23 protein-coding genes are annotated in these 25,845 nt (G+C 74.6%); 7 read left to right on the forward strand and 16 right to left on the reverse strand.

What is annotated here, in order from left to right; translation table 11 throughout:
- Positions 1–134: 134 nt before the first annotated feature.
- Entirely contained in the window at positions 135–722 is a 588-nt protein-coding gene (locus AC07GB_RS05340) for a TetR/AcrR family transcriptional regulator (RefSeq protein ID WP_478841895.1), read from the reverse strand.
- A gap of 153 nt (positions 723–875) precedes the next feature.
- On the opposite strand from AC07GB_RS05340, the gene AC07GB_RS05345 reads away from it, so the two are divergent.
- A complete protein-coding gene (locus AC07GB_RS05345; RefSeq protein ID WP_242714899.1) occupies positions 876–1,157 on the forward strand; it encodes a peptidylprolyl isomerase in 282 nt (93 codons plus the stop codon).
- A 131-nt stretch (positions 1,158–1,288) separates the two neighbouring features.
- Here the strand turns inward: AC07GB_RS05345 and AC07GB_RS05350 are convergent, their stop codons facing one another.
- From AC07GB_RS05350 to AC07GB_RS05385, 8 genes are all read right to left on the reverse strand, one after another.
- The gene (locus AC07GB_RS05350; RefSeq protein WP_478841896.1) at positions 1,289–2,011 is read right to left on the reverse strand and encodes a GntR family transcriptional regulator; all 723 of its coding nucleotides are present in this window, start codon (positions 2,009–2,011) and stop codon (positions 1,289–1,291) included.
- Positions 2,012–2,143: 132 nt separating this feature from the next.
- Positions 2,144–3,526 (reverse strand): aldehyde dehydrogenase family protein, encoded by a 1,383-nt coding sequence (locus AC07GB_RS05355; protein WP_478841897.1) that lies wholly within the window; start codon positions 3,524–3,526, stop codon positions 2,144–2,146.
- A complete protein-coding gene (locus AC07GB_RS05360) occupies positions 3,523–4,527 on the reverse strand; it encodes a proline racemase family protein (RefSeq protein WP_478841898.1) in 1,005 nt (334 codons plus the stop codon). The genes AC07GB_RS05355 and AC07GB_RS05360 overlap by 4 nt, the downstream gene beginning before the upstream one ends.
- A 16-nt stretch (positions 4,528–4,543) precedes the next feature.
- Complete coding sequence (locus tag AC07GB_RS05365; protein ID WP_478841899.1) at positions 4,544–5,467, reverse strand: dihydrodipicolinate synthase family protein; 924 nt, start codon at positions 5,465–5,467, stop codon at positions 4,544–4,546.
- 94 nt (positions 5,468–5,561) lie between these two features.
- Positions 5,562–7,127, reverse strand: a complete 1,566-nt coding sequence (locus tag AC07GB_RS05370; protein WP_478841900.1) for an FAD-dependent oxidoreductase — start codon at positions 7,125–7,127, stop codon at positions 5,562–5,564.
- Positions 7,108–7,428 (reverse strand): (2Fe-2S)-binding protein, encoded by a 321-nt coding sequence (locus AC07GB_RS05375; protein ID WP_478841901.1) that lies wholly within the window; start codon positions 7,426–7,428, stop codon positions 7,108–7,110. The genes AC07GB_RS05370 and AC07GB_RS05375 overlap by 20 nt, the downstream gene beginning before the upstream one ends.
- Positions 7,418–8,602: an NAD(P)/FAD-dependent oxidoreductase gene (locus tag AC07GB_RS05380; RefSeq protein ID WP_478841902.1), complete on the reverse strand. Its 1,185-nt coding sequence runs from the start codon at positions 8,600–8,602 to the stop codon at positions 7,418–7,420. The genes AC07GB_RS05375 and AC07GB_RS05380 overlap by 11 nt, the downstream gene beginning before the upstream one ends.
- Before the next feature lie 85 nt (positions 8,603–8,687).
- Complete coding sequence (locus tag AC07GB_RS05385; RefSeq protein ID WP_478841903.1) at positions 8,688–10,100, reverse strand: aminopeptidase P family protein; 1,413 nt, start codon at positions 10,098–10,100, stop codon at positions 8,688–8,690.
- Between the two features lie 245 nt (positions 10,101–10,345).
- On the opposite strand from AC07GB_RS05385, the gene AC07GB_RS05390 reads away from it, so the two are divergent.
- Complete coding sequence (locus AC07GB_RS05390) at positions 10,346–12,670, forward strand: collagenase (RefSeq protein WP_478841904.1); 2,325 nt, start codon at positions 10,346–10,348, stop codon at positions 12,668–12,670.
- 8 nt (positions 12,671–12,678) lie between these two features.
- Here the strand turns inward: AC07GB_RS05390 and AC07GB_RS05395 are convergent, their stop codons facing one another.
- Positions 12,679–13,257, reverse strand: coding sequence for a histone deacetylase (locus tag AC07GB_RS05395; protein WP_478842060.1), 579 nt, complete (start codon positions 13,255–13,257; stop codon positions 12,679–12,681).
- 232 nt (positions 13,258–13,489) lie between these two features.
- Between AC07GB_RS05395 and AC07GB_RS05400 the strand changes: the two genes are divergently transcribed.
- On the forward strand, positions 13,490–14,038 hold the full coding sequence (locus AC07GB_RS05400; protein WP_478841905.1) for a hypothetical protein: 549 nt from the start codon (positions 13,490–13,492) through the stop codon (positions 14,036–14,038).
- Here AC07GB_RS05400 and AC07GB_RS05405 read toward each other — a convergent pair.
- The gene (locus AC07GB_RS05405; protein ID WP_478841906.1) at positions 14,035–16,566 is read right to left on the reverse strand and encodes a COG1470 family protein; all 2,532 of its coding nucleotides are present in this window, start codon (positions 16,564–16,566) and stop codon (positions 14,035–14,037) included. The genes AC07GB_RS05400 and AC07GB_RS05405 overlap by 4 nt on opposite strands.
- Before the next feature lie 321 nt (positions 16,567–16,887).
- Between AC07GB_RS05405 and AC07GB_RS05410 the strand changes: the two genes are divergently transcribed.
- The gene (locus AC07GB_RS05410) at positions 16,888–18,870 is read left to right on the forward strand and encodes a sensor histidine kinase (RefSeq protein WP_478841907.1); all 1,983 of its coding nucleotides are present in this window, start codon (positions 16,888–16,890) and stop codon (positions 18,868–18,870) included.
- A 97-nt stretch (positions 18,871–18,967) separates the two neighbouring features.
- Entirely contained in the window at positions 18,968–19,492 is a 525-nt protein-coding gene (locus AC07GB_RS05415; RefSeq protein WP_478841908.1) for a VOC family protein, read from the forward strand.
- A gap of 207 nt (positions 19,493–19,699) precedes the next feature.
- Here the strand turns inward: AC07GB_RS05415 and AC07GB_RS05420 are convergent, their stop codons facing one another.
- Positions 19,700–20,284 (reverse strand): TetR/AcrR family transcriptional regulator, encoded by a 585-nt coding sequence (locus AC07GB_RS05420; RefSeq protein ID WP_478841909.1) that lies wholly within the window; start codon positions 20,282–20,284, stop codon positions 19,700–19,702.
- A 108-nt stretch (positions 20,285–20,392) separates the two neighbouring features.
- Here AC07GB_RS05420 and AC07GB_RS05425 point away from each other — a divergent pair, with 108 nt between their 5' ends.
- Positions 20,393–21,238 carry a class I SAM-dependent methyltransferase gene (locus tag AC07GB_RS05425; protein ID WP_478841910.1) on the forward strand — a complete coding sequence of 282 codons (846 nt, stop codon included), beginning with the start codon at positions 20,393–20,395 and terminating at the stop codon, positions 21,236–21,238.
- Here AC07GB_RS05425 and AC07GB_RS05430 read toward each other — a convergent pair.
- The 4 genes from AC07GB_RS05430 to AC07GB_RS05445 all read right to left on the reverse strand — a co-directional run bounded on the left by AC07GB_RS05430 (position 21,229) and on the right by AC07GB_RS05445 (position 25,157).
- Positions 21,229–22,275 carry an aldo/keto reductase gene (locus AC07GB_RS05430; RefSeq protein WP_478842062.1) on the reverse strand — a complete coding sequence of 349 codons (1,047 nt, stop codon included), beginning with the start codon at positions 22,273–22,275 and terminating at the stop codon, positions 21,229–21,231. The two genes, AC07GB_RS05425 and AC07GB_RS05430, sit on opposite strands and share 10 nt — an antisense overlap.
- A gap of 177 nt (positions 22,276–22,452) precedes the next feature.
- Positions 22,453–23,124 carry a response regulator gene (locus AC07GB_RS05435; protein WP_478841911.1) on the reverse strand — a complete coding sequence of 224 codons (672 nt, stop codon included), beginning with the start codon at positions 23,122–23,124 and terminating at the stop codon, positions 22,453–22,455.
- Positions 23,121–24,410: a sensor histidine kinase gene (locus AC07GB_RS05440; RefSeq protein ID WP_478841912.1), complete on the reverse strand. Its 1,290-nt coding sequence runs from the start codon at positions 24,408–24,410 to the stop codon at positions 23,121–23,123. The genes AC07GB_RS05435 and AC07GB_RS05440 overlap by 4 nt, the downstream gene beginning before the upstream one ends.
- Before the next feature lie 144 nt (positions 24,411–24,554).
- Positions 24,555–25,157 (reverse strand): TetR/AcrR family transcriptional regulator, encoded by a 603-nt coding sequence (locus AC07GB_RS05445; protein ID WP_478841913.1) that lies wholly within the window; start codon positions 25,155–25,157, stop codon positions 24,555–24,557.
- Between the two features lie 50 nt (positions 25,158–25,207).
- Between AC07GB_RS05445 and AC07GB_RS05450 the strand changes: the two genes are divergently transcribed.
- Complete coding sequence (locus tag AC07GB_RS05450; RefSeq protein WP_478841914.1) at positions 25,208–25,759, forward strand: GNAT family N-acetyltransferase; 552 nt, start codon at positions 25,208–25,210, stop codon at positions 25,757–25,759.
- Positions 25,760–25,845: the final 86 nt, after the last annotated feature.

Raw genomic sequence — 25,845 nt, forward strand, 5'->3', positions numbered from 1 at the left:
CGGAGGGTGGGAGGGCGGCCGATTCTGAGAGCGCTCTCAGAGTTGTTTAGTTGTGGGCATGCCATGCGTCAATGGGGTGGGAGCCTCAACTTCCCGAAGGCGTACGGGAGTCAGCGTTCTCTCTCGCGGGGGCTTCAGGCCTCTCCGCGAGTGCCGGCGCTCTCCCAGGCCGCTTCGATCATGGTGAAGATCTCGTCGAGGGCCGCGTCGGGGTCGTCCGCGTCACGGGCCAGCGCGTAGGCCTCGGTCACGAAGCGGGCGATGGTCCGGCAGGCCGTGGCGCTCTGGGGCAGGCCGTCGTCGGCGGCGAGGGCTGTGGCCAGGGCTTCCGCGTGGCGAAGGCGCATGGATTCCTCGTACTCGCGCAGGGCGCGGGAGGCGTCGATCATGCGGTAGACCGGGGCAGTGCCCTCCGCGGTGCAGTGGCGGACCATGGCCTGGACCTCGCGGCGCAGGGCGGGGATGAGCGGCTCGTCCGGTGCCCGCTCCGTGACGGCCTGGGTGAGGCGCTGCTGGAAGTGGTCGTCCTGCTCGAAGACCAGGGCCTCTTTCGAGGCGAAGTGGGCGAAGAGGGTGGTGACGGCGACGTCGGCGTCGGCGGCGATGTCCCGGATGCCGACCGCGTCGTAGCCGCGCTCCAGGAAGAGCCGCATGGCGGTGTCGGCGATCTTCTGGCGGGTCGCGGCCTTCTTGCGCTCACGGCGCCCGGACGTCACGGTCATGCCCTGACGCTATCAGGTACGGAGGAGCAACCGTTCTGAAATGCTAACCGTTAGTGCGATGGCGGGTGTCACCGCGTGCGGGTACGAAGTGCCAGGCGGGTACCGGGCACGTACCCTGGGCGGCGTTGACGTGTATTCGAGAGGATGAAACACATGGCTAGGGCTACCGCGCGGCACATCTTGGTCAAGACCGAGGCCGAGGCCTTGCAGCTGAAGGAGCAGATCGCGGGCGGAGCGGACTTCGCCGAGCTGGCCAAGAAGCACTCCTCGTGCCCCTCGTCGCGCGACGGCGGGAACCTCGGCTCGTTCGGTCCCGGGCAGATGGTGCCCGAGTTCGACCAGGTCGTGTTCTCGGCCCCGGTCGGCGAGGTCCAGGGCCCGGTGAAGACCCAGTTCGGCATGCACCTCGTCGAGGTCACCAGCCGCCAGGACTGACGCGGCGGGCGGGGTCGCGCCGCCACGGCGCGGCCAGGCCGAGCGTCACGCTCTCCGTGTGAAGGCCCCCTCACCGAGGGGGTCTTCGCCGTGTCCGGAGGCGGGCCGGGCGGTGGCGCGGGCGGCAGCGGTCAGCCGGAGCCGAGCCGCACGCCGAGGCCGCCGCGGGCGGGCTTTCGCCGCTGGTCCGGCGCGCCCTCGGCCCACAGCGAGCGGACGTGGCCGAGGTGGCGGGTCATGCACTTCTCCGCGGCCTTCGCCTCGCCCGCCACCATCAGGTCGAGCAGCTCGATGTGCTCCTGGGCCGAGGGGAGGAGCTGGTCGCTCTCGTCCAGGGCGGTGAGGCCGTACAGGCGGGAGCGCTTGCGGAGGTCGCCGACGGTCTCGACGAGGCGGTCGTTGCCGCCGAGGGCGAGCAGCGAGAGGTGGAAGCGGCGGTCGGCCTCCAGATAGCCGATGAGGTCGTGCTCGCGGGCGGCGCGGACGATGTCCTCCGCGACCGGGCGCAGCGCCTCCAGGTCCTCGCGGGCGGCGGAGCGGGTGATCCGGCCGACCATGGGGACCTCGATGAGGGCGCGGATCTCCGAGTACTGGTCCAGGTCGCGTTCGTTGACCTCGGTGATCCGGAAGCCCTTGTTGCGGACCGGCTCGACCAGGCCCTCGCGGGCCAGGTCGAGCATCGCCTCGCGCACGGGCGTCGCGGAGATGCCGAAGTCCTCCGCGAGGCCGGGCGCCGAGTACACCTCGCCGGGGCGCAGTTCACCGGAGATCAGCGCCGCGCGCAGGGCGTGGGCCACCTGGTCGCGCAGGCGCTCCCTGGTGGTGATGAGGTTGCGCTGCTTGAGGTGGCCCATGGTCGTGGTGTCCCTTCGTGACCGTCGCTCGCGCCGTGCCCGCGCCCGCGCGGCGCCCGCGCGTCTTCGCGCGCGCACCGTGCCCGGGCCCGTCGGCCGAGTGGATCACCAGCGTACAATGTCACGTTGTTTTCACGGGGACAGAGCGGGAGCCAAGGTATAGGTGCGGCTCGACGTGTAGAACTCCAGGGCCGCGCGCCCCTGTTCGCGCGGGCCGTGACTGGAGGCCTTGGTGCCGCCGAACGGCAGGTGGAAGTCGACGCCCGTGGACGGGGCGTTGACGCGGATCATGCCGGTGTCGAGGTGGTCGAGGCCGTGCAGGGCGGTGTCGAGCGACGCGGTGTGGACGGACGTGACCAGGCCGTACGGGGTGGAGTTGGCGAGGCGGACCGCGTGCTCCAGGTCGTCGGCTGCGAGCAGCACGGCCAGCGGACCGAAGACCTCCTCGCGCAGCAGGCGGTGGCCCGGCGGCACGTCCGTGACGAGGGCGGGGGCCGCGTACCAGCCGTCGCCGTGCGGGGCGCGGGCCCCGGCGAGTTCGGACAGCCCCTTCCTGGCGGCGGTCACCTCGTCGCGGGCCCCCTCGGAGATGAGCGGGCCGCAGGTGGTGGCCGGGTCGGCGGGGTCGCCCACGGTCACGGACCGCAACCGCTCGGCCAGGGCCTCGCGCAGCGGGGCGAGGGCCGCGCCCACGGCGATGACGCGGCTGGTCGCGGTGCACTTCTGGCCCGCGTACCCGGCGATCGCGGCGGCGAGGTGCGCGGCGGCGGTCGCCATGTCGGCGTCCGGCAGGACGATCGCCGCGTTCAGGCCGCCCATCTCCGCCTGGACGGGGATGCCGCGCGCGGCGGCGCGGACCACCACGGACTGCCCGACCACGGTGGAGCCCGTGAAGGAGATGGCATCGGCCGCCGACACGACCGCGTTGCCCTCGCTCGCGCCGCCCGGGAGGACCGTGAACACCCCTTCGGGCATGTCTTGTTGGACGATCTCGGCGAGGCGGAGCGCGCAAGCGGTGGCTTCCGGCGCGGGTTTGAGGACGACGGCGTTGCCGGTCGCGAGGGCCGGGGCCGCCTTCCAACTGGGGATGGCGAAGGGGAAGTTCCAGGGGGTCACGAGCCCGGCGACGCCGTGCGGGCGGCGGCGCGTGAGCAGCAGCCCCGCGCCGGTGGCCGGTTCGTGCACGGAGCCGTCGGCCGCGTACGGGGCCTCGGCGTAGTACCGCCAGATCGCGGCGGTGCGCGCCACCTCGGCGCGGGCCTCCGTCAGCGGCTTGCCCACTTCGCGGACCGCGAGCGCGGCCAGCTCGTCCGCGGCCGCCTCGACGGCCGCGGCGACGGCGCCGAGCGCGCCCGAGCGGGCCGCCGCTCCGCCCCGGTGCCAGCCGGGCTGCGCGGTGCGGGCCCGCTCGACGGTGTCGACGGCGGCGAACGCGCCGGGCGCGGCGGTGCGTACCACCACGTCGGAGGGGTCGGCCGGGTTGCGCGAGACAACCGGGGCCAGGGCGGTGATCACAGGAGGAACCCTCCGGGGAACGGGTCGTCGGGGTCGAGGAAGTACTGGGCGGTGCCGGTGATCCAGGCGCGCCCGGTGATGCGCGGCACGACGGCGGGCACCCCGCCGACCTCCGTCTCGGCGACGAGCCTGCCGGTGAACTCCGTACCGATGACGGACTCGTTGACGAAGTCGCGGTCCAGCGGCAGGGCGCCGCGGGCGTGCAGCTGCGCCATCCGCGCGGAGGTCCCCGTGCCGCAGGGGGAGCGGTCGAACCAGCCCGGATGGATGGCCATGGCGTGCCGCGAGCGGCGGGCGTCGGAGCCGGGCGCGGCGAGGTAGACGTGCTTCACGCCCGCGATCTCCCTCTGGACCGGGTGGACGGGCCGTTCGTCCGACGCGTTGACCGCGGCCATGATCGCCGTGCCCGCCGCGAGCAGCTCCTCCTTGTGGGCGCGGTCGAACGGCAGGCCCAGCGCGTCCAGTTCGACGAACGCGTAGAAGTTCCCGCCGAACGCGAGGTCGTACGTCACCGTCCCGTACCCCGGCACCTCCACCTTGCGGTCGAGGCCGACGCGGAACGCGGGCACGTTGGTGAACGTGACCGACCTCGCCGCCCCGTCCTCGACCTGCACGTCGGCCTCGACCAGGCCGGCCGGGGTGTCGAGCCGCACGGTGGTGACGGGCTCGGTGACCGGGACCATGCCGGTCTCGACGAGGACGGTGGCCACGCCGATTGTGCCGTGCCCGCACATGGGGAGCAGGCCGGAGACCTCGATGTAGAGCACGCCGTAGTCGGCGTCGGGGCGGGTGGGCGGCTGGAGGATCGCGCCGCTCATCGCGGCGTGCCCGCGCGGCTCGTACATCAGGAGCGTGCGCAAGTGGTCCAGGTGCTCGGCGAAGTGGAGCCGGCGCTCGGCCATGGTGGCGCCGGGGATCACCCCGACGCCGCCGGTGATCACGCGCGTGGGCATGCCCTCGGTGTGCGAGTCCACGGCGTGGAAGACGTGACGCGTACGCATGGCGGTAGCCCCCGGGTCAGTGGTGGCCGTCGGCGACGGCCTTCTCCGTGGCGGCGCGCACCTGGGCGCCGACCGTGTCGGACAGGGGTGTGCGCGGCGGCCGGGTGGGGCCGCCGCGCCGCCCGACGATGTCCATGGAGGCCTTGATGGCCTGTACGAACTCGGTCTTGGAGTCCCAGCGCAGCAAGGGGTGCAGGGAGCGGTACAGCGGAAGCGCGGCCTCCAGGTCACCGGCGGTCGCCGCGCGGTACAGCGCGGCGCAGGAGGCGGGGAAGGCGTTGGGGTAGCCCGCGACCCAGCCGACCGCGCCGGCGACGGCCAGCTCCACCAGGACGTCGTCGGCGCCGATCAACAGATCGAGGTCCGGGGCGAGTTCGGCGATCTCGTACGCCCTGCGCACGTCGCCGCTGAACTCCTTGACCGCCACGACGCCGCCCGCGCCGTGCAGCCGTGCGAGCAGGGTCGGGGTCAGGTCGACCTTGGTGTCGACGGGGTTGTTGTAGGCGACGACGGGCAGCCCCGCCCGGGTCACCTCCGCGTAGTGGTCGAGCACCGCGCGCTCGTCGGCGCGGTAGGCGTTGGGCGGCAGCAACAGGACGCTGCCGCAGCCCAGTTCGCCCGCCTGTTCGGCCCAGCGGCGCGCCTGAGCGCTGCCGTAGGCGGCGACGCCCGGCATGACGCGGGCGCCGTCACCCGCGGCCTGAACGGCGGTGCGGACGACACGGGCGCGCTCGTCGTCGGTGAGGGTCTGGTACTCGCCGAGCGAGCCGTTCGGCACGACGCCGTCGCAGCCGTTGTCGATCAGCCAGCGGACGTGCTCGGCGTACGCGTCGTGGTCGACGGAGAGGTCCTCGCGCAGCGGCAGCGCGGTGGCGACCATGATGCCGCGCCACGGGCGGTCGGGGGTCCAGGAGGCGAGGGGGGAGGGGCTCGTGGTCATGAAGGCCACCCTTCTGTGGTGTGTGACATTTTATTGAGCGGGGCGGGGTGCCGACAAGGGCCGGGCGGGATCGGCCGACCGGCGTGACTCCCCATCAGCCGCAAGGGCTGTCCCCGGGGTCGGGGCGGCCGGAGCCCGGGCCCAAGTCCGAGCCTGTGTCCGTGTCACCGGGGCGAGCCTCCGCGTCCGCCGCGGCGAGCACCCCCAGCGGCACCGGCACCGCCAGGGGCCTGCGCTCCGGGGGCGGGGGCTGCCGCGTGTCCGCCGCTGCCGCCGCGAGGCAGGCGACGGCCGTGCCGCACACGCGGCCCTGGCACCAGCCCATGCCCGCGCGCGTGAGGAGCTTGACGGTGCGGGCGTCCCGGGCGCCGAAGTGGTCGACGGCCTCGCGGACGCCGCCCGCGGTGACTTCCTCGCAGCGGCAGACGTCCGTGGCGTCGTCGAGCCACCGCGTCCAGCCCGCGCCCGGGGCGTGGGCGCGCGCCATCACGTCGGCGAAGGCGCGCAGCCGGCGCCGGCGCCGCCGCAGCTCGCGCACGCGCGGGCCCCCGAGCAGCGCGGGCAGGCCCAAGGCGCGGGCGGCGATGGCGAGCCCCGCCAGCTCGCCCTCGGTGTAGGCGAGTTGGGCGCCGCCGACGCCACCGGCCTCGCCCGCCGCGTAGACGCCGGGCACCGAGGTGCCTTGGAGGGCGTTGAGGGCGAGCGCGTGCGTCCCGTCCGGTGTGCGCCGGGTCGCGCAGCCGAGCCCCGTGGCCAGTTCGAGCTGGGGGACCAGGCCGTGGCCGACGGCGAGGGCGTCGCAGGCGAGGCGGCGTTCGGTCCCCGGCACGGGCCGCCAGTCCCGGTCGAGCCGGGAGACGCTGACCGCTTCCACCCGGTCGGTGCCGTGCACGCGGGTCACCGCGCTGCGCAGGAGGGGCCGCACCCGGTGTCGCAGCAGGGCCGTGCCGTGGGCCGCGCCCTCCAGGAGCTTGTGCGGGTTGGTCAGCAGGGTGCGCGGGCGGCGGGCGTACGCGAGGTAGCCCGACGCCTCCACCACGGCGGGCACCCGGGCCCCCGCCGAGGCGAGCGACGCGGCCACGGCGAGCAGCAGGGGCCCGCTGCCCGCCACCACGACCCGGCTGCCCGGGAGGACGAGCCCGGACTTCAGCATCGCCTGGGCCCCGCCCGCGGCGACGACGCCCGGCAGGGTCCAGCCGGGGAAGGGGAGGTGGCGCTCGTACGTACCGGTCGCGAGCAGTACCGCGCGGGCGCGAACGCGCACGGGTCGCTCCCCGTCGCCGTCCTCGCCGGTGAGGGCGTGCACGGCCCACAGGTCGCCGTCCGCGCTGTCCTCGTCGGCCTCGCGTACGACCGTCCACACGTGGTGCCGCGCCAAATGGGTCACCGTAGTGGCCTCCAGGCGGCGGCGCAGGTCCGCGAAGGACCGCCAGTCGTGGTGCAGGGCCTCGGGGCGCGTGGCGCCAAGGGCCGGGTCGGGGTGGCGGTAGTACTGGCCGCCGGGGTGTGCCGAGGCGTCCAGGAGGGCGACGGACAGGCCGTGTTCGGCGGCGGTGACGGCGCCCGCGAGGCCCGCCGGGCCCGCGCCGACCACGGCGAGGTCGTACGGCCTCTCGTACGTCCGGTGTGCCTGGGCCGCCTCAGACGCCGAGTCCCGCATGCCCGTGTCCCTCCTGTGTGGTGACCGCGTCGCCGGGCCTGGCCGGGACCAGGCAAGCGCGCCTGTTCGGCCGTGAGTTGATGGTGGCCAGGCAGTCGTGGCACTGGCCGATGCCGCAGAACGCGCCGCGTGGCCGTCCGCCGACCCGGGTGGTGCGCCAGGCGAGGATGCCCGCGGCCCACAGCGCGGCCGCCACGGACTGGCCGGGCAGCGCGGGGACGGGACGCCCGTCGAAGGTGATCTCGAACGCGGCGTCGGGGGCGGCCCCGACGACGTCGGCGGGGGTGCGGTCACGCGCCATGCCCGGGCTCCTTTCCGGGGTCGGTGTCATCGGCGAACCGCTCGGGCCTGAACGGCTTGACGCCCAGCGGGAGTTCGTCGCCGCGGAGCATCGCGGCGACGAGCAGCCCCGTCGCCGGGGCGAGGCCGATCCCGGCGCCTTCGTGTCCGCAGGCGTGCAGCAGGCCCGGGGCGCGGGGGTCGGGCCCGATGGCGGGCAGGTGGTCGGGGAGGTAGGGCCGGAAGCCCGCGTACGTCCGCATGGCCCGGACCGTGGCGAGCACCGGGAAGAGCCCTACCGCCTGGGCGGCGAGGCGCCGCAGGGCCGCCACCGACAGGGTGCGGTCGAAGCCGACCCGCTCCCGGCTCGCGCCGATCAGGACGGGCCCCGCCGGGGTGCCCTCGACGACGGCGGAGGTCTGGAGCGCGGCCGAGTCGCTGGCGACGTCGGCCACGTAGTCCGCCGCGTACACCTTGCGGCGGACCACGCGGGGCAGCGGCTCGGTGACGAGGACGAAGCCGCGCCGGGGCAGCACGGGCAGCGACGCTCCCGCGAGCCGGGCGATCTCGCCGCCCCAGGTCCCGGCCGCGTTCACCACGTGCGGGGCGTGGACGTCACCCGCGACCGTACGCACCCCGCGCACCCGCCCTCCGGGGCCGGTGAGGACGCCGGTGACCTCCTCGCCGAGCCGCAGCCGCACCCGCTCGCCGCCCGCGCGCAGCAGATGCGCGGCGGCGAGGGCGGGCTGCACCTGCGCGTCCTGCGGGTAGTGGAAGCCGCCCGCGAGGCCCGGAGCCAGATGGGGCTCGAGATCGGGGAGCCGGTCGCCCGGCACCTCGTCGGCCCTGACGCCGGACCGGGCCTGGCGTGCCGCGAACTCCCGCAGCGCCGCCATGCCGTGGGCGTCGGAGGCGACGACGAGGCCGCCCTTGGCCTCGTACTCGACGCGTGACGGAAGGGTGTCGGCCAGCTCGCGCCACAGCCGCGTGGACAGCAGGGCCAGATCCAGCTCAGGGCCGGGCTCCTTGTCCGAGACCAGCAGGTTCCCCTCGCCCGCGCCCGTGGTGCCGCCCGCGACGGAGCCGCGGTCGATCACTGTGACGTCGAGGCCTGCGCGGGCCGCGTAGTAGGCGCAGGCCGCGCCGACCACGCCCGCCCCGACGACGATGACATCCGTGGAGTTCCTCGTGGACACGCCAGTAATATTTCACATTGCACCGGGCTTGCCAAGGGATCCTTCGCACGGCCCCAACTAGCGTCTGCCGGGGGGCGCTTGCCCCTCAGTCCTCGGCGTCCTCCATGAGTCGCCCCATCCACGCCTCCACCTCGTCGGGCGTGCGCGGCAGGGCGCCGGACATGAGCCGGGCGCCTTCCGCCGTGACGACCAGGTCGTCCTCGATGCGGACGCCGATGCCGCGCAGTTCGGGCGGCAGCGTCTCGTCGTCCGGCTGGAGGTAGAGGCCGGGCTCGACGGTCAGGACCTGGCCGTCCTCAAGGACCCCGTCCAGATAGGCGTCCGCCCGCGCCTGCGCGCAGTCGTGCACGTCGAGCCCGAGCATGTGGCCGCTGCTGCACAGGGTGTAGCGGCGGTGGAAGTCGCCGTCGGGGCTCTTGAGGACGCCCCACTCGGCGAGGCCCTCCGCGATCACCCGCGTCGCGGCGCGGTGGAAGTCACGGAAGCGCGCCCCCGGCCTGAGCGCGGCGATGCCCGCGTCCTGCGCGGCGAGCACCAGCTCGTACACCTGGCGCTGGACGGGGGAGTAGCGCCCGGAGAGGGGCAGCGTACGGGTGATGTCGGCGGTGTAGAGCGTGTCGGTCTCCACGCCCGCGTCCAGGAGGAGCAGGTCCCGCGCGTCCAAGGGGCCGTCGTTGCGTATCCAGTGCAGGACGCAGGCGTGGGCGCCGGACGCGGCGATGGTCTCGTAGCCGGTGCCGTTGCCCTCGGCGCGGGCGCGGAGGCCGAAGACGCCCTCGATCCAGCGCTCGCCGCGCGGGTGGCGCAGGGCGCGCGGCAGGGCGCGGACCACGTCCTCGAAGCCCGCCGTCGTGTGGTCCACGGCCTGTTGGAGCTGGGCCACCTCCCAGGCGTCCTTGACGAGTCTCAGTTCGCTCAGGGCGGCGGCGAGGGCGCCGTCCGTCGTCGCGTCGCGGCCCGGCGGGAGCTGGCCCAGGTCGTCCAGGTGGGCGCAGCGGACGCCGGTCATGCGCTCGGCCTCGGCCAGGTCGGGGCGGCGGCCGACCCAGAACTCGCCGTAGCGCCGGTCGCGGTAGAAGCCGCCGTCGGCGCGCGGCGAGCGGGGCCGTACGTACAGGACCGCCTCGTGCCGGTGCGGCCCGTCGGGCTCCAGGACCAGCACGTGACCTGCCTGGTCCTCGCCGGTCAGGCCGGTCAGCCACGCGTACGCGCTGTGCGGCCGGAAGCGGTGGTCGCAGTCGTTGGAGCGGACCCGCAACTCCCCCGCGGGGACGAGGAGCCGCTCCCCGGGAAAGCGGGCGGACAGGCGCGCCCGGCGGGCCGGGGTGACATCGGCTGCCGTCAGACGGAGGTCGCCGGGCAGCGGGCTCGGCTCCCAGCCGCCCGCCATGAACCGCTCGAACTCCGGGGAGACGGGCAGGTCGTGGCTGACCGTGCGAGGGGCTCGCGGGGCGTCGGCCGCGGGCTCGGCGGGGGTGCGGGGTGTGGATGCGGACACGGGTGATCCTCCTCGGTCGCGGGGCGAAGGGCCCGCTCCTCGCGGGCGGTCCGGCCGGGACACAGCTGGATAACGGAGCGCCTGACCCCTTGTCAGTGCAATTTCACATTACTACGTTACGCGTCACATGGCGTCGGGTCCTGGACGGGACCGGGCGCCAAGTACCGCGACAGAACGGGCAGTTGGGTGCGAGCCACCGCTGCTGTCCCCGTGCTTTCCCATGACCCCCACCCTGGGAGCCCTCTGTGTTTCCTTCGAGAACCCTGCGCAGATCCCTGCTCACCGCCGCGACAGCGGTGACCCTCTGCGTGACCGCGGCCCCGCTCGGGCAGGCGGACACCCCGTCCGCGTCACCCGGCGCGATACGGCAGGCCGCCGCGCTACCGGGGCCCGCCGCGCCCGACCCGCACGACCGGGCCGACCGCCTCGCCAAGGCGCCCAAGCCCGAGGCGCGGCGCCTGCCGGCCCCCGGCGGCCTCACCGACGGCCGGGTCCCCGGCCCCCGTACGCCCAGGCCCGAGCAGCGGACCGCTGCCGCCGGGTGCACGCTCGACGACGTCACCCGGCTGTCGCCTGAGGGCCTGGCCGACTTCCTCGCCGACCGCGCCGTCACCGCCGACGGCTGTCTGCGCTCGCTGATCTGGACCTGGGACCGGCGCCTCGCCCCGGTGATGTCCGACGCGCACGTGCAGGCCGTGTCGCGGCGCGCGGGCGCGCTCGCCGCGAGCCACGACGGCAAGAACGGCAGCCATCTCCTGGAGATGTTCACCTATCTGCACGCCGTCGCGTACCACGACTTCTCCCGCGACGAGATCGACGTCACCGACCCGCCGACGGTCGCGGCCATGCGGGCGGCCGTCGACGCCTTCGGCTCGGCCGCCCGCACCTTCGACGCGACCGGTACGAACGCCGAGACGCTCCGCGAGGCCCTGTACGCGGCGAGCGCGCCCGGCCTGCGCCAGCACCAACTGCCGCTCGTCAAGCGGGTCCTGAAGACCATGGACGCCGACCGCCCCGCCACCTACAAGGACCGCTCCTGGGCCGGCGCGGCGCTCGCCGGACTCTCCCTTAACTACCTGGGCGTCTACCCCGGCAACAGGGACACCGCCTTCCACGCGGCCGTCGCCGCCGACCCCTCCTACCGCGCCGCGTTCAAGGCGTTCGCGGGCCACGGGCACCTCAAGGACACGCAGAACGCCTGGGTGGCGCGTGACGCCCTCCTGGAGTACGGACGCATGGGCCAGGTCGAGGCGCTGCGCACCGAGATCGTCTCGGGGCTCGGCGGGCTCCTGGACGTCACCGCCCGCACGTTCGGCGACCTCAGCGCGCCGTGGGCGAAGGTGGCCACCTGGCTGGTCGAGTTCGAGGCCTGCGCCCCGTACCAGGTGTGCCGCGAGGACATCGAGAAGAAGCTGTTCCCCCAGACGTACACCTACGGCAAGCAGGGGACGGACCAGATCGTGGTGCGCCACGCCCTCGGCCGCGCCACCGTCGACCAGCTCTACTACGCCAGCCAGCAGGTCAAGGCGCAGTTCCACCGCGTGGTCGGCACCCAGGAGCCGCTGAAGGGCGACACCAACTCCAGCCTGCGCGTGGTCCTGTACTCCTCGCGCGCCGAGTACGAGAACTTCCAGCCGCTCCTGACCGGCCTGAGCACGGACAACGGCGGCATGTACATCGAGAAGGGCGCCACCTTCTACACCTACCAGCGCCGCGTCCCGCAGGACTCCTCGCTCACCCTCGAAGAGCTGTTCCGGCACGAGTACACGCACTACCTCAACGGCCGCTGGGCGGTGCCCGGTTCCTTCGGCGAGGGCCCCTGGTACCAGGGGGACCGGACCACGGCGATGGACGAGGGCACCGCGGAGTTCTTCGACGGCGCCACCCGCGACGACGGCATCAAGGTCCGCAAGTCCCTGGTCAAGGGCATCATCGCCGACACCGCGGGCGGCGGCCCGCGCATGACCGTCGACCAGCTCCTGCACGCCACGTACGACGGCGACGGCTTCCGCTTCTACAGTTACGCGGGCACGTTCTTCGAGTACCTGTGGACCGAACACCCCGCCGAACTCCAGGAGATGTACCGCCTCCTCCGTAAGGACGACCCGGCGGCCTTCGACGCCTGGCGCGACCGGCTCGGCAACGACACGCACATCCAGAGCGAGTACGACGCCTTCCTCGACGACCAGATCGCCGACGTCGACGACCTGTTCGTGCCCGATACCAAGTACGTCCCGGTGGGCGAGTTGCGCGACACCACGGCGGCCCAGGTCCGCGCCTCCTTCAAGGCGACGACCGGCCTCGCCCCGCAGTGCGCGGCAGGCGGCTCGCAGGACCGCCCGCGCTTCGCCTGCACGGGCCGGATCACGGCCCGCCTCAGCGACTCCCAGGACGAGGACGTGGTCTACAAGGACATGTCCGAGACGGTCGACTACTTCATCCTCGACCGGGCCAAGGGCGGCGACAACAACCTCACCGACATGAACTGCTCGTTCGGTGACGTGGAGATCTGGACCGACGGACGCGGCGGTACGTCCGACTTCCGCTGCGAGGGGCCGCTGCGCGGCTGACCCACAGGTCAGCGCGCGAGCAGCCGCGCGACCCGCTCGGCCGTCCAGTGACCCAGGGCGCCCGGACGGGCCGCGAGGTAGGCGGAGACGGCGGCCTCACCCCAGGCCGCCGTCTCCAGCAGGCCGGCTCCCAGGTGCCGCAGATACGCGCCCGCCGGGCGGTTGAGGACCGCGTCCGCCAGCCGCCAGGGCGCCGTGAAGGTGAGCAGCGGAAGGCCTTCGAGCAGTCCGGGGCACACCAGCGTCTCGTAGCGCCCGTCGCCGAGGCGGGCGCGGCCGTCCCGGACCACCGCCGTCAGATCGAGGTCGGTCCCGGGGCTGCGGTACATCTCCTGGGCGGCGATGTCGGAGAACTGCCCACGGGTCACCAGGTGGGCCCGCGCGTACAGGAGCCCCTCGGCGTCCGCGTCGTAGAAGGCCCGCCCGCCCGTCCACAGCGCCGACTCCGTCGCGAAGTACAGGGCGCCCGGCAGCTCCACGGGGCGGGAGACCTCCGGCGGCCGCCGGTCGCGGCAGCCGGGGTGGTCCCGGGCCGAGCCCGGGGGGCGGCCGCCCGCGATGTACGTCATGAGGCGGTCGAGGTGCATGTTCGAGCCGTAGGAGACGTACCAGACGCGCTCCAGGCCCGGGTCGGGACGCGGCACATGAGGCTCCGTGTGCGATGTGGGGCTTGTCACCCATTATGAGCCGTCATCCCTGGAAAGTATTCGAAAAGAAGATCGACATCTCCCTATACTTCGCTTTGTTCGAAGGGTGGGGGGCTGCGCCTTCGTGACGTCCCTCAGCCCTGCCGTTTTCGCGCAAGAATGAGGAACCCGCATGTCGCGCAAGAGCCTGGTCACCGCCGGTCTGCTCGCCACCGCTCTCACCGCCGCCCTGGCCCCGACCGCGCAGGCCGCGGGCACGGGCACCATCACGCGCGCCGAGTACGACAAGGTGAAGCTCGGCGCGAGCGTCGCCAAGCTGCAGTCGGTCGCGGGCAGCGGCGCCTGCAAGAAGACCGCGAGCAGCAGCTACCCGGGCTACTCCAGCAAGACGTACACGTGCAAGGGCAACAAGCGCGCCAGCGCCGCGGACTTCTTCTTCGGCAACGGCAAGCTGGAGATCAAGTCCCAGACCGGTCTGGACGGCAAGACGTCCAACGGCAAGATGACGAAGGCCAAGTACAAGAAGATCACCAAGGGCAAGACCGTCGCCCAGATGCACACCATCGCGGGCAAGGGCGTGTGTGTGCGCTCCTCCGACACCGAGGCCAAGGGCGCGAAGTCGGCGATCTACGTGTGCGAGCAGAAGTCCACGTACGGTGTGGCGTCGTTCTCCTTCACCAACGGCAAGCTCGACGGCCGCACCCAGTTCGGCCTGCGCTAGTCACCTGTCTGGGGCCGTCGTTGGACGAGTGACACCGACGGCGGCACCGCCTCGTCGCCCAGGCGGGCCTCGAAGGTCAGCGGGTGGTCCACGCCGGTCGTCACCCGCTCGCCCGCCGTCACGGTGAAGGGCATGCGCACGCGCCCGCCCGCGGGCACCCGGACCCGTGCCACGCGCCGGGGCGTCACCGACCAGCCGGCGGACGGGCGCGCGGTCAGGGTGACCGTCCGCGCGGTGGGGTTGAAGTTGTAGACGGCCAGGTGCATGCGGGTCGTCCTGCCCAGGCGGTAGCCGAGTGGCGGCTCGGCGTTGCCGTCGGCCTTGTCCGGCGCCGATTCGGCCGCCGCGAACCGCTGGTCGAGGACGATGTGCTCGGCCGGGGACAACGGGCGCGTCCGGGTGCGGCCGGCACCGGCGGGCGGCTTCGGACGCCGCTCGGGCGGCGCGTCGGTCACCAGGTAGAGCGGGTCGCGGGACGCCTTGACGCGGACCGTTCCCCGCCGCGACCGGGACGGCGTGCCCCGGGCCGCGCCCATGATGTCGTACGCGCGCGTCGGCCCGTCCGGCACCGGCACGTCCACCGACCTCGGCCGGGGCGCGCACACCACCGTCACGGTGCGGCCCGCGCCGTCCGCGAAGACGAAACCGGCCGCGCGCGGCAGCAACTCCGCCACCAGGCTGACGAAGTTCGCCTCACCGAGGAGCGCGGTGAGCGCCGCGTACGCGCTGTACGCGGGCAGCGGCTGGAAGGCCCGGCTGAACAGCGCGAACGACACGCCGTCGTCCGTGCACGGCGGCCCGCAGAACCAGAACTGCCGGTCCGTGCCCGCCGCCAGGCTCTCGACCGTCGACAGCACCAGATAGCGGGCCTGGGCGCGCTGCGTGGCGTACGCGGGGTCGCGGCCCGGCCTGGCGGACAGGAACGCCCCGCACTCCGTCATCCACATCGCCATCTCGCGTCCCGGCGGCACGAACCGCTCCCGCAGCTCCTGCTGGTCCTCCGGCGCCGACGACGGCTCGGGGTCGGGGTTGTCCAGGGGCGGATAGCCGTGGAAGCTCCACGCGTCGGCGTACCGCACCACGTCGTTGCGGAGCATCAGCTCCTGGAAGACGCCCTCCTGCGCGATGCCGGGGAGCACCACCGGGGGCGCGTCCGGCCGGTCCGCGATGCCGAGCGCCGCCGCTTTCACGTACGCGGCGTGCTGGTCCCCGGTGCTCGCGGTGTCGTCGACGTCGGGCTCGTTCGACAGCTGGAGCGCGTCGGGCACCGCGCGCCTGCCGTGTCCCGCCAGGTGAGCGGTGTAGTGGTAGGCGTCGCGCAGGTCGGCGGGCAGCGGCACGGAGGTCGCGGTCAACGCCCAGCCGGGGGGCGGCGACACGACCTCGACGACCTTCAGGCCGTGGCCCCTGAACGCCGCGAGGGCGGTGTCGAACGGCTCCCCGGCGAACGGGGCGCCCGGGGTGCGCTGCGCGGCGGGCCAGGAACTTCCGTCACGGACGTACCCGGCGCCCATCGCCGCCAGGGCCGAGGCGAAGGCGGGCAGGCGTGCGGGCGGCACCAGGGCGTAGCTGGCGACGTTGACGCCGAAGCGGTTCGCCGGGCCGCGCACCGGCCGCTGCTCCGGCAGCCGGGCGAAGCGCCCGGTGACCGTGGCCGCAGGCCGGGCCTTGCCCGGGCCGAGCGCCGCGACGGCACGGTAGGCGCCGGGCGGCAGCGCGGGCAGGGGCAGCGCGGCACCGGTGGCGCCCGCCGGCACGCGTACCGAGCCGGAGGCCACCTTCTTCGAGGAGTGGTCGAGCAGCCGGTACGAGACGCTCAGCGGCTCCGGCGCCGCCGCGTTCAGCTCGAAGACGAGGGCCGCGTGCTTCTCGTCGCGGTAGTGACCGAGGTTGTCCGCCGAGCCCTCCGCCCGGTCCCGTACGCGCACGGCGCGCAGTGCGACCGGGACCGGGGTGAGGATGAACTCGTCCAGGAGGAAGCGGTATCCGGTGTACGCGTCGAGGACGGTCGGGCCCTCGACGGTGAACGTGAGGGTGTTGGCGCCACGGCGCAGCTCGACGTCGCCCAGCTCGACCCGGGACAGCTCGCCCCAGGCCTTCGGGGACTCGTACCAGTGGGGCTGGGCGTGGGCGAGCGGTACCGGCGCGGCGTCGTTGACGGTCAGACGGAGGTACGAGCCCGGCTGTTCGGCGTGCGGCTGCTCCACGGGCACGGAGGTCACCGCCTCCAGGCGGTACGGTCCCGCCACAGGTACGTCGAACCTGTACGTGGCAAACCAACCGCCCTGCGCGGGCGGCTCCTTGGCGGTCCCCAGGGCCAGATAGGCGCCGCCCGAAGCTCTCGGGTCGCGGGCGACGGGGATGCTCGTGCGGGCGGGGGACTCGCCCCGGACGGTGATCGCCCCGTTCTCGGGTGCGCCCTTCGGCGCAGGGGCCGCCGGGGTCGCGCGGGCCAGGGCGGACGCGGTCGCCAGGGCGAGCCCGGCGGCGATGCCTCCCGTGACGGCGGTACGTCGATCGATGCTCATGGCTCAAGGACACCGTGCTGTGCGCGGGGGCGCGTCCTGCGCGGGCAGGGGGCGGGCACCGGCCGACGGGGCGATGCCCTCTCCACCCAGGGGTGGAGAGGGGGGTCGGTAGGGTCGGTGGGGGCCCGAGCGTGGGCCGACCCTGTTGGCGCGGCGGGGCCCGGCCCGGTCCTTGCTGGAGGCGTGAGGGCGGCGGGTGCGGGCCCTCCCTTGCCCGGTACGTGACGGAGGTGGGTTCCCCGGATGTTCCTCGCCCGGCGCGTGAGTGGGGTGGTCCCCGGGCTGCTTCTTGCCAGGGATGGGGCGGCGGTTGGTCCCGGGGTGCTTCTTGCCTGGCGCGGGGCGGCGCTGGTCCCCGGGGTGCTGCTCGTCGGGCACGTGGCCGCGGTGGTCCTCGACGCCGTTGTCGGCGCGGGCAGGGCCGCGGCCTGGGCGTGGGCGCTCGGATCCCTCGCGGTGCTCGTCTCGGCGGCGGCCCTGGTATGGCGGGCGGCGGCACCGGTGCCGGTGTTCTGCGCGGTGCTCCCGGCCGACGCGGTGACCCGGGCGCTGTTGCCCGAGGCCGCCCTTACGCCCGCGCTGCCCGTCGCCGTCTGGATCGCGCTGTTCTCCCTGGCCGTACGCTGCCCCGCGCGGCTCGCCCTGACAGGAGCGGTGCTCGCCACCGCCTCAGCTCCGCTGCCCGCGCCGGGCGGTGGCGTGACGGGCCCGCTCCTCGACGACCTGCTCGCGGGGGCCCTGCTGCACCTCGTGATCGTCCTGTGCGGGCGCCTGCGCGCCCACCGGGCGGACCGCCGCGCCCGCCTCCTCGCCCGTCTCGCCGACGTGGACGGCGAACGCCGCGCCGCGGCAGGCGCCGAACGCGAACGGCTCGCCCGCGACCTGCACGACACCGCGGGACACCACCTCACCGCCGTCACCGTCCAGGGAGCCGCCGCGCTGCGGCTCGCGGACACCCGGCCCGAACTGGCCGAGAAGGCCCTCGCCGACGGTGCCGCCGCGGGCCGTGACGTCCTGGCAGCCCTGGGCGAACTGGTCTCGGTGGTCGCCGACGAACGGGGCGAGGGAGCCCTGCACGAGGTCCTGCCGCCCCTGTGCGCGGGTCTGGAACGCCTCGGCGTGCCCGTCACCCTCGACGTCCGCGGCCGTCCCGGCCCCCTGCCGGCCGAGGTCCGTGTGACCGCGTACCGTGTCGTCCAGGAGGCCCTGACGAACGCGATGCGGTACGCCGCCGGGGCGCCGGTCGTCGTGCGGGTCCGCTACGGCTTCGGGGAGGTGGCGGTCGCTGTGACGAACGCGTCCGCACGGGAACCCGGGGCGCCGGGCAGCGGCCTCGGCACCGGCCGGGGGCTCGCGAACCTGGCGGCACGGGCCGCGTCCGTCGCCGGGCGGCTGACGGCGGGCCCGGGGGAGGGCGGCGGCTGGACCGTCAGCGCGGCCCTGCCCACACGGGCGCCGCGCACCTGGTGGCCGAGGGCCGTGGACGCGGCGCTGTTCACCGCCTGCGCGGTGGGGCCGCTGCTCTCCGTAGCGCCGGGCGCGAGCCCCGGCGAACCGGTCGTGCTCGCCGCCCTGTTGGCAGCGCACGCGGCCTCGTTGCCGCTGCGCCGCCGGGCCCCCGCGACCGCCCTCGCGGTCCCGCTCGCCGTGTCCCTGGCCTGGGCGGCGGCCACGGTCGCGGGGGCGCTGCCTTTCGCCTGGCTCGCGGCCCTCGCCTTCGCGTGGCCCGTGGAGCTGATCGCGCTGCACGCGGTGGGCGCCTATGGGCCCGCCCGGGCGACCTGGCCCGCGCCGGTCGCGGTCGGCGTCGTCGGCGGTGCGGTGCTCGGGCTCGCGGTGGTGAGCGACCCGGCCGAGTCGGCGGGCCCCGGCGCCGTGGCGCTGCTCGCGGCCGTCGGCCTGGTGACGGTGCCGTGGCTGCTGCCCGTCTGGGCGTTCGGCCTGCTGACCCGCGCCCGCCGGGGCGACGGCGGACGCTGGGAGCGGCACGTGCTCGACGCGATGGCCGCCCGCGTCGGCGAGGCGGTCAGCGGCGAGCGCCGCCGCGTCGCCACGGGTCTGCACGGCACGGTCGTCGAGCACACCGTACGTCTCGTCCACCACGCCGAAGCGGGCCTCGCCGCGGGCGCCGACCGCCGCGCGGCCCTGACCGGCATGACGACAGCGGCCCGCGCGGCGCTGGCCGGGCTGCGGGAACTACTGGACACGCTGGACGCCGCCCGGCTGCCCCGGCCAGGGCAGCACGATGACGCGCCGGCACCGAAGGCCAGAAGCAACCCGCCGGACGCTACATCTCTCAACTAGGACATAAACTGGCCTAGTTGCGCCCTATCGTCGTTCACGTCGCAAGCACCGGAAGACGCGCCGTGGCAAGGCAGAACGGCATGAAGGGACGGCAACGATGAATGGCACCGCACCCGAGGGATACACCAGCGTCGCGCCCTGGGTGGTCACCGACGACACCGGGGGACTGCTCGACTTCGTCGCCGCCGCGTTCGGCGGGGAGGAGCTGGCGCGCGTGCCGGTCGAGGACGGCAGCATCGGCCACGGCGAGATCCGGGTGGGTGACACGGTCGTGCTGGCCTTCGACCGGCGGCCCGACTGGCCGGTGATGCCCTCGCTGCTGCGGGTCTACGTCCCCGACGCGGACGCCGCCATGGCCGCCGCGGTCGCCCATGGCGCGCGGGTCGTCACCGAGGTCTCCGACAGCGCCTGGGGCGACCGGGGCGGCAGGGTGCGGGACCCGTTCGGCACCATCTGGTGGGTGGTCAGCCGCCGCGAGGAGGTCGCGCCCGACGAGGCCTGGCAGCGCATGTCCGAGCCGAAGTACGCCGAGGCGATGCGGGTGGCGCAGCAGACCCTGGACACCGAACTCAGCGGCCGGGAGAAGGGGTTGGCGAGCCCACCGCTGCGCCCGCACAGCTGAGCCGCCCTGGCCGGGAGGCCCGCGCACGGCTGGACCCGCCTCGCTGCGGTGCCCGCGCGGTGGTACCCGCCCGGCCGAGCACTCGACGGGTTGCCCGTGTGGTTCAGCCCTCGCCGGGGCGCCCGCGTGGCTGTGCGAGGCCCTCGCGCCGCGTTGCCCGTGCGGCCGAGCGCTCGCCGCGGCGTCCGCGCGGCCGGACCCCCTCGCTCAGGCCGTGCCCACCAGCACCCGGATCAGTCGTTCCACCTCGGCCTGCGGGTCTGCCGGGCTCATCCACCCCGTCATCAGCAGATGGTGCAGTGTCCCGACCAGGGCGAGCGCGACGGATGCCGTGTCCAGGTCCTGCGGTACCCGCGCGAGGCGCTGCTCCTCGCGCAAGTACGCGTCGACCGACTGCTGCACCGCGCCGAGGCCGGGCGCGCCCTCCCGCCACGCCGCGCGGATCCGCAGCGTGGCCGCCGGGCGCGTCACGGCCAGCTCCACGACCGCGGGGTCCAGGGACAGGACCGCCGCGGCCACGCCGGCGAGGTGCTCGGCCACGGTCGCCGTGCCCGCCCGGCCCGGCAGGTCCCCGGCCCGCGCCGCCGCGCGGGCGAACCGGTCCAGGCAGAGTTCCGCGATGAACACATCGAGCCCCGCGAAGTGCGCGTGCAGCACACCCTTGGCGCAGCCCGCCTCCTCCGTGACCGCCCTGCCGGTCAGGGCGGCGGCGCCGTCGCGGGCGAGAACCCGCTCCGCGGCGTCGAACAGCCGCTCTCGCAGATCGGGGATCGCGACTCCGCGCGGTGACATCAAAACCCTCCCGGGACAAGGCGATTGCCAGTATGGGCGCGCGCCCATACTATTTGGGCACTCGCCCATTCTAGGGCGTCCGGCTCCCACCGCTGGAGGTCATCCCGCATGCACGGCATCGCCAACACCGCCCAGGCAGAGGCATGGAACGGCTACGAGGGCGCCCACTGGGCCGCTCACCACGACCGCTGGAACGCGGTCAACGGCGGTTTCGACCAGCCCCTCCTGGAGGCCGCCGCCCTCAAGCCCGGTGACCACGTCCTGGACGTCGGCTGCGGGGCCGGGGCCACCACCCGCCTCGCCGCCCGGGCCGCGGAGCCAGGCCGCGCACTCGGCCTCGACCTCTCCGCGCCCATGCTGGAGCGCGCCCGGGAGCGGGCGGCGGAGGAAGGCCTCGGCAACGTCTCGTACGTGCACGGCGACGCCCAGGTCCACCCCCTCGCCCCCGGGACCTTCGACGTGGCGATCAGCCGTTTCGGCGTCATGTTCTTCACCGACCCGGTCGCCGCGTTCGCCAACATCGCCCGCGCGCTGCGCCCCGGCGGCCGGATCGCCTTCCTCAGCGTGGCCGCACCGGAGGACACCGAGTGGCTGCGGGCCTTCGGCTCGCTCGACGACGTCCTGCCGATGCGGGGGTTCGGCGCGCCCGGAGGCCCGGGCATGTTCTCCCTGGCCGACGCCGACGCCGCCGCGGGACTGCTCACGGAGGCAGGCTTCCGTGACGTACGGGCCGTACGCGTGCAGGCGTACGGGATCTGGGGGCGCGACGCCGAGGACGCGGCGCGCTTCATGCTCGCGTCGGGCCCGGGCCGCCACCTCCTGGAGCAGGTCGACACCGACACCCGGGCCCTCGCCCACACCCGCCTGACCGAGCGGCTCCGCCGCCACGAGACCCCCGACGGGGTGCGACTGCAAGGCGCCGGGAGGCTTCTGACGGCCCGTCGTCAGGCCTGAGTCTCCCGTGCCGCGGAGGTGAGGGACATGTCCGGGTAGCGGTCGCCCGCGACCCGGCCCGCGATCGGCTCCAGGAGCGCCAGTTCCGCTTCGGTCAGCGTGATCCTGGTGGCTGCGGCGTTCTCCAGGAGGCGGCCGCGCTTGCGGGTGCCGGGGATCGGCACCACCGCGAGGCCGTGCGCCTGGGCCCGCTGCTGCACCCAGGCCAGGGCGATCTGGGCCGTGGTGGCGCCGTGGTCGGCCGCGATGGCACGCAGGGGCGCCAGGAGAGCCGCGTTCGCCGTGGCGTTGTCGCCGCTGAAGCGCGGCACCGAACGGCGGAAGTCGTCGCTCGACAGGTCCGTGCTCGCGTCGGTGAAGGCGCCGGTCAGGAAGCCGCGGCCGAGCGGCGAGTACGGCACGAAGGCGACCCCGAGCGCGGCGGCCGCGCCGACCACGCTGTGCTCGACGTCGCGGCTGAAGATCGACCACTCCGACTGCACCGCGGCGATGGGGTGCACGGAGTACGCCTCGCGCAGCTCGGCACCGGTGACCTCGCTCAGGCCGAGGTGCTTGACCTTGCCCTCCCGCACCAGGTCGGCCATCGCGCCGACGGACTCGGCGAGCGGGACCGCGGGGTCCCTGCGGTGCATGTAGTACAGGTCGATGACCTCGACGCCGAGTCGGCGCAGGCTCCCCTCGACGGCCTCGCGGACGTACGCGGGTTCGTTGCGTATCACCCGGTGGCCGGGGTCGTCGGGGCGGGTCTGGATGCCGAACTTGGTGGCCAGGGTGATGTCTTCGCGGTGCGCGGCGACGAACGGCGCGAGGAACTCCTCGTTGGCACCGGCGCCGTACATGTCGGCGGTGTCGATGAGGGTGACGCCCGCCTCGACGGTCGCCGCCAGGGTCTCGCGGGCCGCCGCGTCGTCCGTCCGCCCGTAGGCGGCGCTGATGCCCATGGCGCCGAAGCCCTGGACGCCGACGAGGGGGCCGTCGGTGCCGAGGCGGACCGTGCGGATCGGTTCGATCGAAGTGTGGTCGGAGGAGGTGTTCATGGTGGCGCTCAGGCCCTTTCCGTTCCGGCGCGCGGCGGGCGCCCGCGAGAAGTGGGTCGCGGTGTCGAGCGAGGTCTCGCCGATCACCGTCGTGCCGCTCACGCTAAAGCGTTCGAGTGCACTCGAAGCAAATGCGATTCCCCCTGGCCTCCGGGCTTTCGCCCCTGACCCCCGGCGTCAGGCGGTGTCCCCCGGTGTGACGAGGCCCGACTCGTACGCGAAGACGGCGGCCTGGGTGCGGTCGCGCAGGCCCAGCTTGTGCAGGATCCGGCCCACGTGCGTCTTGACGGTCTCCTCGGCGACGGTGAGGGCCGTGGCGATCTCCGCGTTGGACAGGCCCTGGGCGACCCGTACGAGCACTTCGGTCTCGCGTGCGGTGAGCCGGTCGACGACCACGCCGGTGGGCCGCTTCGCCGCCGGGCCGAGCCGGGCGAACTCGGTGATGAGCCGTTTGGTCAGGTCCGGGGAGAGCAGGGCATCGCCGCGGGCCACGACCCGGATGCCGTCGGCGAGCTGGAGGCCCGACGCCTCCTTGAGGAGGAAGCCCGCGGCTCCGGCGCGCAGCGCCTCGTACACGTACTCGTCGAGGTTGAAGGTGGTCAGGACCAGGACCTTCGTCCGTGAGGCGGGGTCGGTGGTGATCCGGCGGGTCGCCTCGATGCCGTCGAGGCCGGGCATGCGGATGTCCATCACGACGACGTCGGGCCGGAGTTCCGCGGCGCGGGCCACGGCCGCCGCGCCGTCCTCGGCCGTGGCGACGACGTCGAGGTCCGGCTGGGCGCCGAGCAGGACGGAGAAGGCCTCGCGCACCATGGCCTGGTCGTCGGCGATCAACACGCGGATCGTCATGCGGGGGAGTCCTTGTCCGTGGTGAGGGCCGGGCGGGTGAGGGGGAGCGGGGCGCGCCGCGCCGGCAGTACGGCGGTGACCTCCCAGCCCCCGCCCGGCAGCGGCCCGGTGGCGACGTCGCCCTCCAGCATCGCGGCACGCTCGCGCATGCCGGTGAGGCCGTGGCCGCCGCCGGGCGCAGGCTCGGCGGCTTGGGCGGCGGGGCCGTTGGTGACGCGCAGCCGCAACGCGTCCGGGGCGTAGGCGAGTTCGACGGCCGCCTCGGCGCCGGGCGCGTGGCGCAGGGTGTTGCTGAGCGCCTCCTGGACGATTCGGTACGCCGACAGCTCCACCCCCGGTGGCAGCGGCCTGGGGGCGCCGTCGACGCGTACGGCGACGGGCAGCCCCGCGGCGCGCACGTTCGCCACGAGGGTGTCGAGCGCGGCGAGCGAGGGCTGGGGGCTGGTGGCGGCCGGGCCCGAGCCGGGGGCGTCGGCGCGCAGCAGGTCCAGCAGGTGCCGCAGTTCGGTGAGGCCCTCCAGGGCGGTGGCGCGGATCGAGGCGAACTCGGCGGCCAGCTCCGGCGGCGGATCCGGCACGCGGTAGGGGGCCGCGTCGGCCTGGATGGAGATGAGCGACATGTGGTGGGCGACGACGTCGTGCAGCTCGCGGGCGATGCGGGTGCGCTCCTCCAGGACGGTGCGCGCGGCACGCTCCTGCGCGGTGGCGGCGATCTGCGCGGTGAGCCGGGCGCGGTCCTCCCGGCGCCCCCGGGCCACCGTGCCGACCAGCGCCGCCGCGGTGAACAGCGCGAGGCCGAAGAGCACGAGGTCCCAGGAGCCGACGGTGGCCCCCGCCGTCTTCAGGACCACCCCGGCCACGGCGGCGAGGCCCGCCGCCACGGCCGCGGACACCGCCCGCACCCGCAGGGCGAGCAGGAAGAGCGCGCCCGCCTGCACGGTCCACGTCCACACCTCGTTGGCGTGCGAGGGCGGATGCGCGACGGCGACGACGACGAAGAACGCCGTCGACAGCCACCACGCGGGCACGGGGCGGCGCAGCGCCACCGGCCAGCAGGCCGCGTGCCCGACGGCCAGGAGCCGGGCCGCCAGGTCCGCGCCGGTCGCCGCCACCGCGGCGGCCGCGAGGACGACCGTGGCGTGCGGGAACCACCGCAGCCATCGCAGCCACCGCGGGCCGCGAGGCCAGGACCAGGGCGGCAGCGGCATGGCCCGCGTGGTCAGCAGGTCCTCGCGCGGCTCGCGGGCCATGGCGGCGAGCGGGCGCGGGAGGTGGTGAGTGGTCATGGCGGGCGTCCTCGGTGGTCACCGTGCGAGGGGCGGTCGGGGAGCACGGCTTTCGGCGTACCCAGAAGGGAGGCTACGGCGGCTTGGCCCGGCCCCGCGTCCCGCTGTGGGGCGAGAGGGTCCGTAGCTCTCCGGGGGGACGGGTCAGTCCTCGGCGGCCGGCGCCGCCGCGAGTCCGGCCAGGTAGTCGTCCAGGAGCGCGACTTGGTGCCGCGGCGAGAACGCCGCCGGGGCGAACAAGGCCTGCACCACCAGGCCGAGGACGAAGGACTGCGCTCCGGCGGCGATGCGCGCGGGGTCCCCCGCGGGCAGTTCGCCGAGGTCCTGCGCCGCGGCGACCAGGTCGCGCAGCTTCTCCCGGCTGCGCCCGTACTTGCGGGCGTACTCCTCGCTCAGGCCGGGGTCGGCGAGCGCGGTGTCCCAGGAGGACACCCAGATGCGGTTGCTGTCGGTCGCCTCCGCGGTGAGCGGCAGCACGTCGAGCAGCGCGGCGCGCACGGCGGCGATGCCCGTGCCCGCGGTGCGCCGGGGGCGTGCCGCGGTGCGCCGGTCGAGCAGGTCCAGGGCGTGCGCGACCAGGTCGCGCTTGGCCGGGAAGTAGTGGGTGAGCAGGCCGGTGGTGGCGCCCAGCTCGGCGGCGACGGCGCGCAGGGTCAGACCGCCGAAGCCGTGCGCGGCGAGCACCCGCCAGACCGCCTCGGACACGTCGCGGCGGCGGGCCTCGTGATCTCCCTTGGTGCGTGGCATGCTGCTACCGTACATAGACATAACGAGTGTTGTGTGAATGCGAGGTCTTCATGTTCGCCCTCCCGCTGCGGGACGACGCCCGCCTCGGCCCGCTCGAGCCCTGGCACGCCGAGGAGTTCGCCGCCCATCTGGACCGGGCCCGCGAGCACATCCGGCCGTGGGTCGGTGCCGCCTTCGTCGCCGAGGGCCTCGACGGCGCGCGGGCCACGCTGCGCCGGTACGCCGAGCGGCAGGCCGCGGACGGGGCCCGTCTGTACGGCATCTGGCGCGACGGCACCCTGGTCGGCGGCGTGCTGTTCGTGAGCTTCGACGCCGCTTCGGGCACGTGCGAGGTGGGCTGCTGGCTGGAGCCCGCGGGTGAGGGGCGCGGCCTGATCACCCAGGCCTGCGAGGCGCTCCTCGACTGGGCGTTCACCACCCGGGGCCTGTACCGCGCGGAGTGGGTCTGCCGGGCGGACAACGAACGCAGCGCGGCGGTGGCCAAGCGCCTCGGTATGACGCTGGAGGGCGTGCGCCGCGCGTCGTGGCCGTACGACGGCGTGCGCCACGACGCCCAGCAGTGGGCGGTCCTCGCCCCGGAGTGGCGGACGCGGAGCGCGTGACCGCTTCCGCCCCGGCTGTCGGCGGAACCGGCCCACCGCGGACGCCGAGACCGGCAGCAGCGTTGCGCGTGTGCCCAGTTGGCCGG

The sequence above is a fragment of the Streptomyces sp. NPDC045778 genome (assembly GCF_056431945.1).

What these genes read in the sequence shown, in the direction of transcription:
- AC07GB_RS05445 (WP_478841913.1), bottom strand. Translation starts at nt 25,157, where the DNA reads ATGCCACGCACCAAGGGAGATCACGAGGCCCGCCGCCGCGACGTGTCC.
- AC07GB_RS05415 (WP_478841908.1), top strand. Translation starts at nt 18,968, where the DNA reads ATGAATGGCACCGCACCCGAGGGATACACCAGCGTCGCGCCCTGGGTG.
- AC07GB_RS05350 (WP_478841896.1), bottom strand. Translation starts at nt 2,011, where the DNA reads ATGGGCCACCTCAAGCAGCGCAACCTCATCACCACCAGGGAGCGCCTG.
- AC07GB_RS05430 (WP_478842062.1), bottom strand. Translation starts at nt 22,275, where the DNA reads ATGAACACCTCCTCCGACCACACTTCGATCGAACCGATCCGCACGGTC.
- AC07GB_RS05450 (WP_478841914.1), top strand. Translation starts at nt 25,208, where the DNA reads ATGTTCGCCCTCCCGCTGCGGGACGACGCCCGCCTCGGCCCGCTCGAG.
- AC07GB_RS05360 (WP_478841898.1), bottom strand. Translation starts at nt 4,527, where the DNA reads ATGCGTACGCGTCACGTCTTCCACGCCGTGGACTCGCACACCGAGGGC.
- AC07GB_RS05440 (WP_478841912.1), bottom strand. Translation starts at nt 24,410, where the DNA reads ATGACCACTCACCACCTCCCGCGCCCGCTCGCCGCCATGGCCCGCGAG.
- AC07GB_RS05425 (WP_478841910.1), top strand. Translation starts at nt 20,393, where the DNA reads ATGCACGGCATCGCCAACACCGCCCAGGCAGAGGCATGGAACGGCTAC.
- AC07GB_RS05340 (WP_478841895.1), bottom strand. Translation starts at nt 722, where the DNA reads ATGACCGTGACGTCCGGGCGCCGTGAGCGCAAGAAGGCCGCGACCCGC.
- AC07GB_RS05365 (WP_478841899.1), bottom strand. Translation starts at nt 5,467, where the DNA reads ATGACCACGAGCCCCTCCCCCCTCGCCTCCTGGACCCCCGACCGCCCG.
- AC07GB_RS05370 (WP_478841900.1), bottom strand. Translation starts at nt 7,127, where the DNA reads ATGCGGGACTCGGCGTCTGAGGCGGCCCAGGCACACCGGACGTACGAG.
- AC07GB_RS05405 (WP_478841906.1), bottom strand. Translation starts at nt 16,566, where the DNA reads ATGAGCATCGATCGACGTACCGCCGTCACGGGAGGCATCGCCGCCGGG.
- AC07GB_RS05400 (WP_478841905.1), top strand. Translation starts at nt 13,490, where the DNA reads ATGTCGCGCAAGAGCCTGGTCACCGCCGGTCTGCTCGCCACCGCTCTC.
- AC07GB_RS05375 (WP_478841901.1), bottom strand. Translation starts at nt 7,428, where the DNA reads ATGGCGCGTGACCGCACCCCCGCCGACGTCGTCGGGGCCGCCCCCGAC.
- AC07GB_RS05420 (WP_478841909.1), bottom strand. Translation starts at nt 20,284, where the DNA reads ATGTCACCGCGCGGAGTCGCGATCCCCGATCTGCGAGAGCGGCTGTTC.
- AC07GB_RS05395 (WP_478842060.1), bottom strand. Translation starts at nt 13,257, where the DNA reads ATGCACCTCGACCGCCTCATGACGTACATCGCGGGCGGCCGCCCCCCG.
- AC07GB_RS05435 (WP_478841911.1), bottom strand. Translation starts at nt 23,124, where the DNA reads ATGACGATCCGCGTGTTGATCGCCGACGACCAGGCCATGGTGCGCGAG.
- AC07GB_RS05345 (WP_242714899.1), top strand. Translation starts at nt 876, where the DNA reads ATGGCTAGGGCTACCGCGCGGCACATCTTGGTCAAGACCGAGGCCGAG.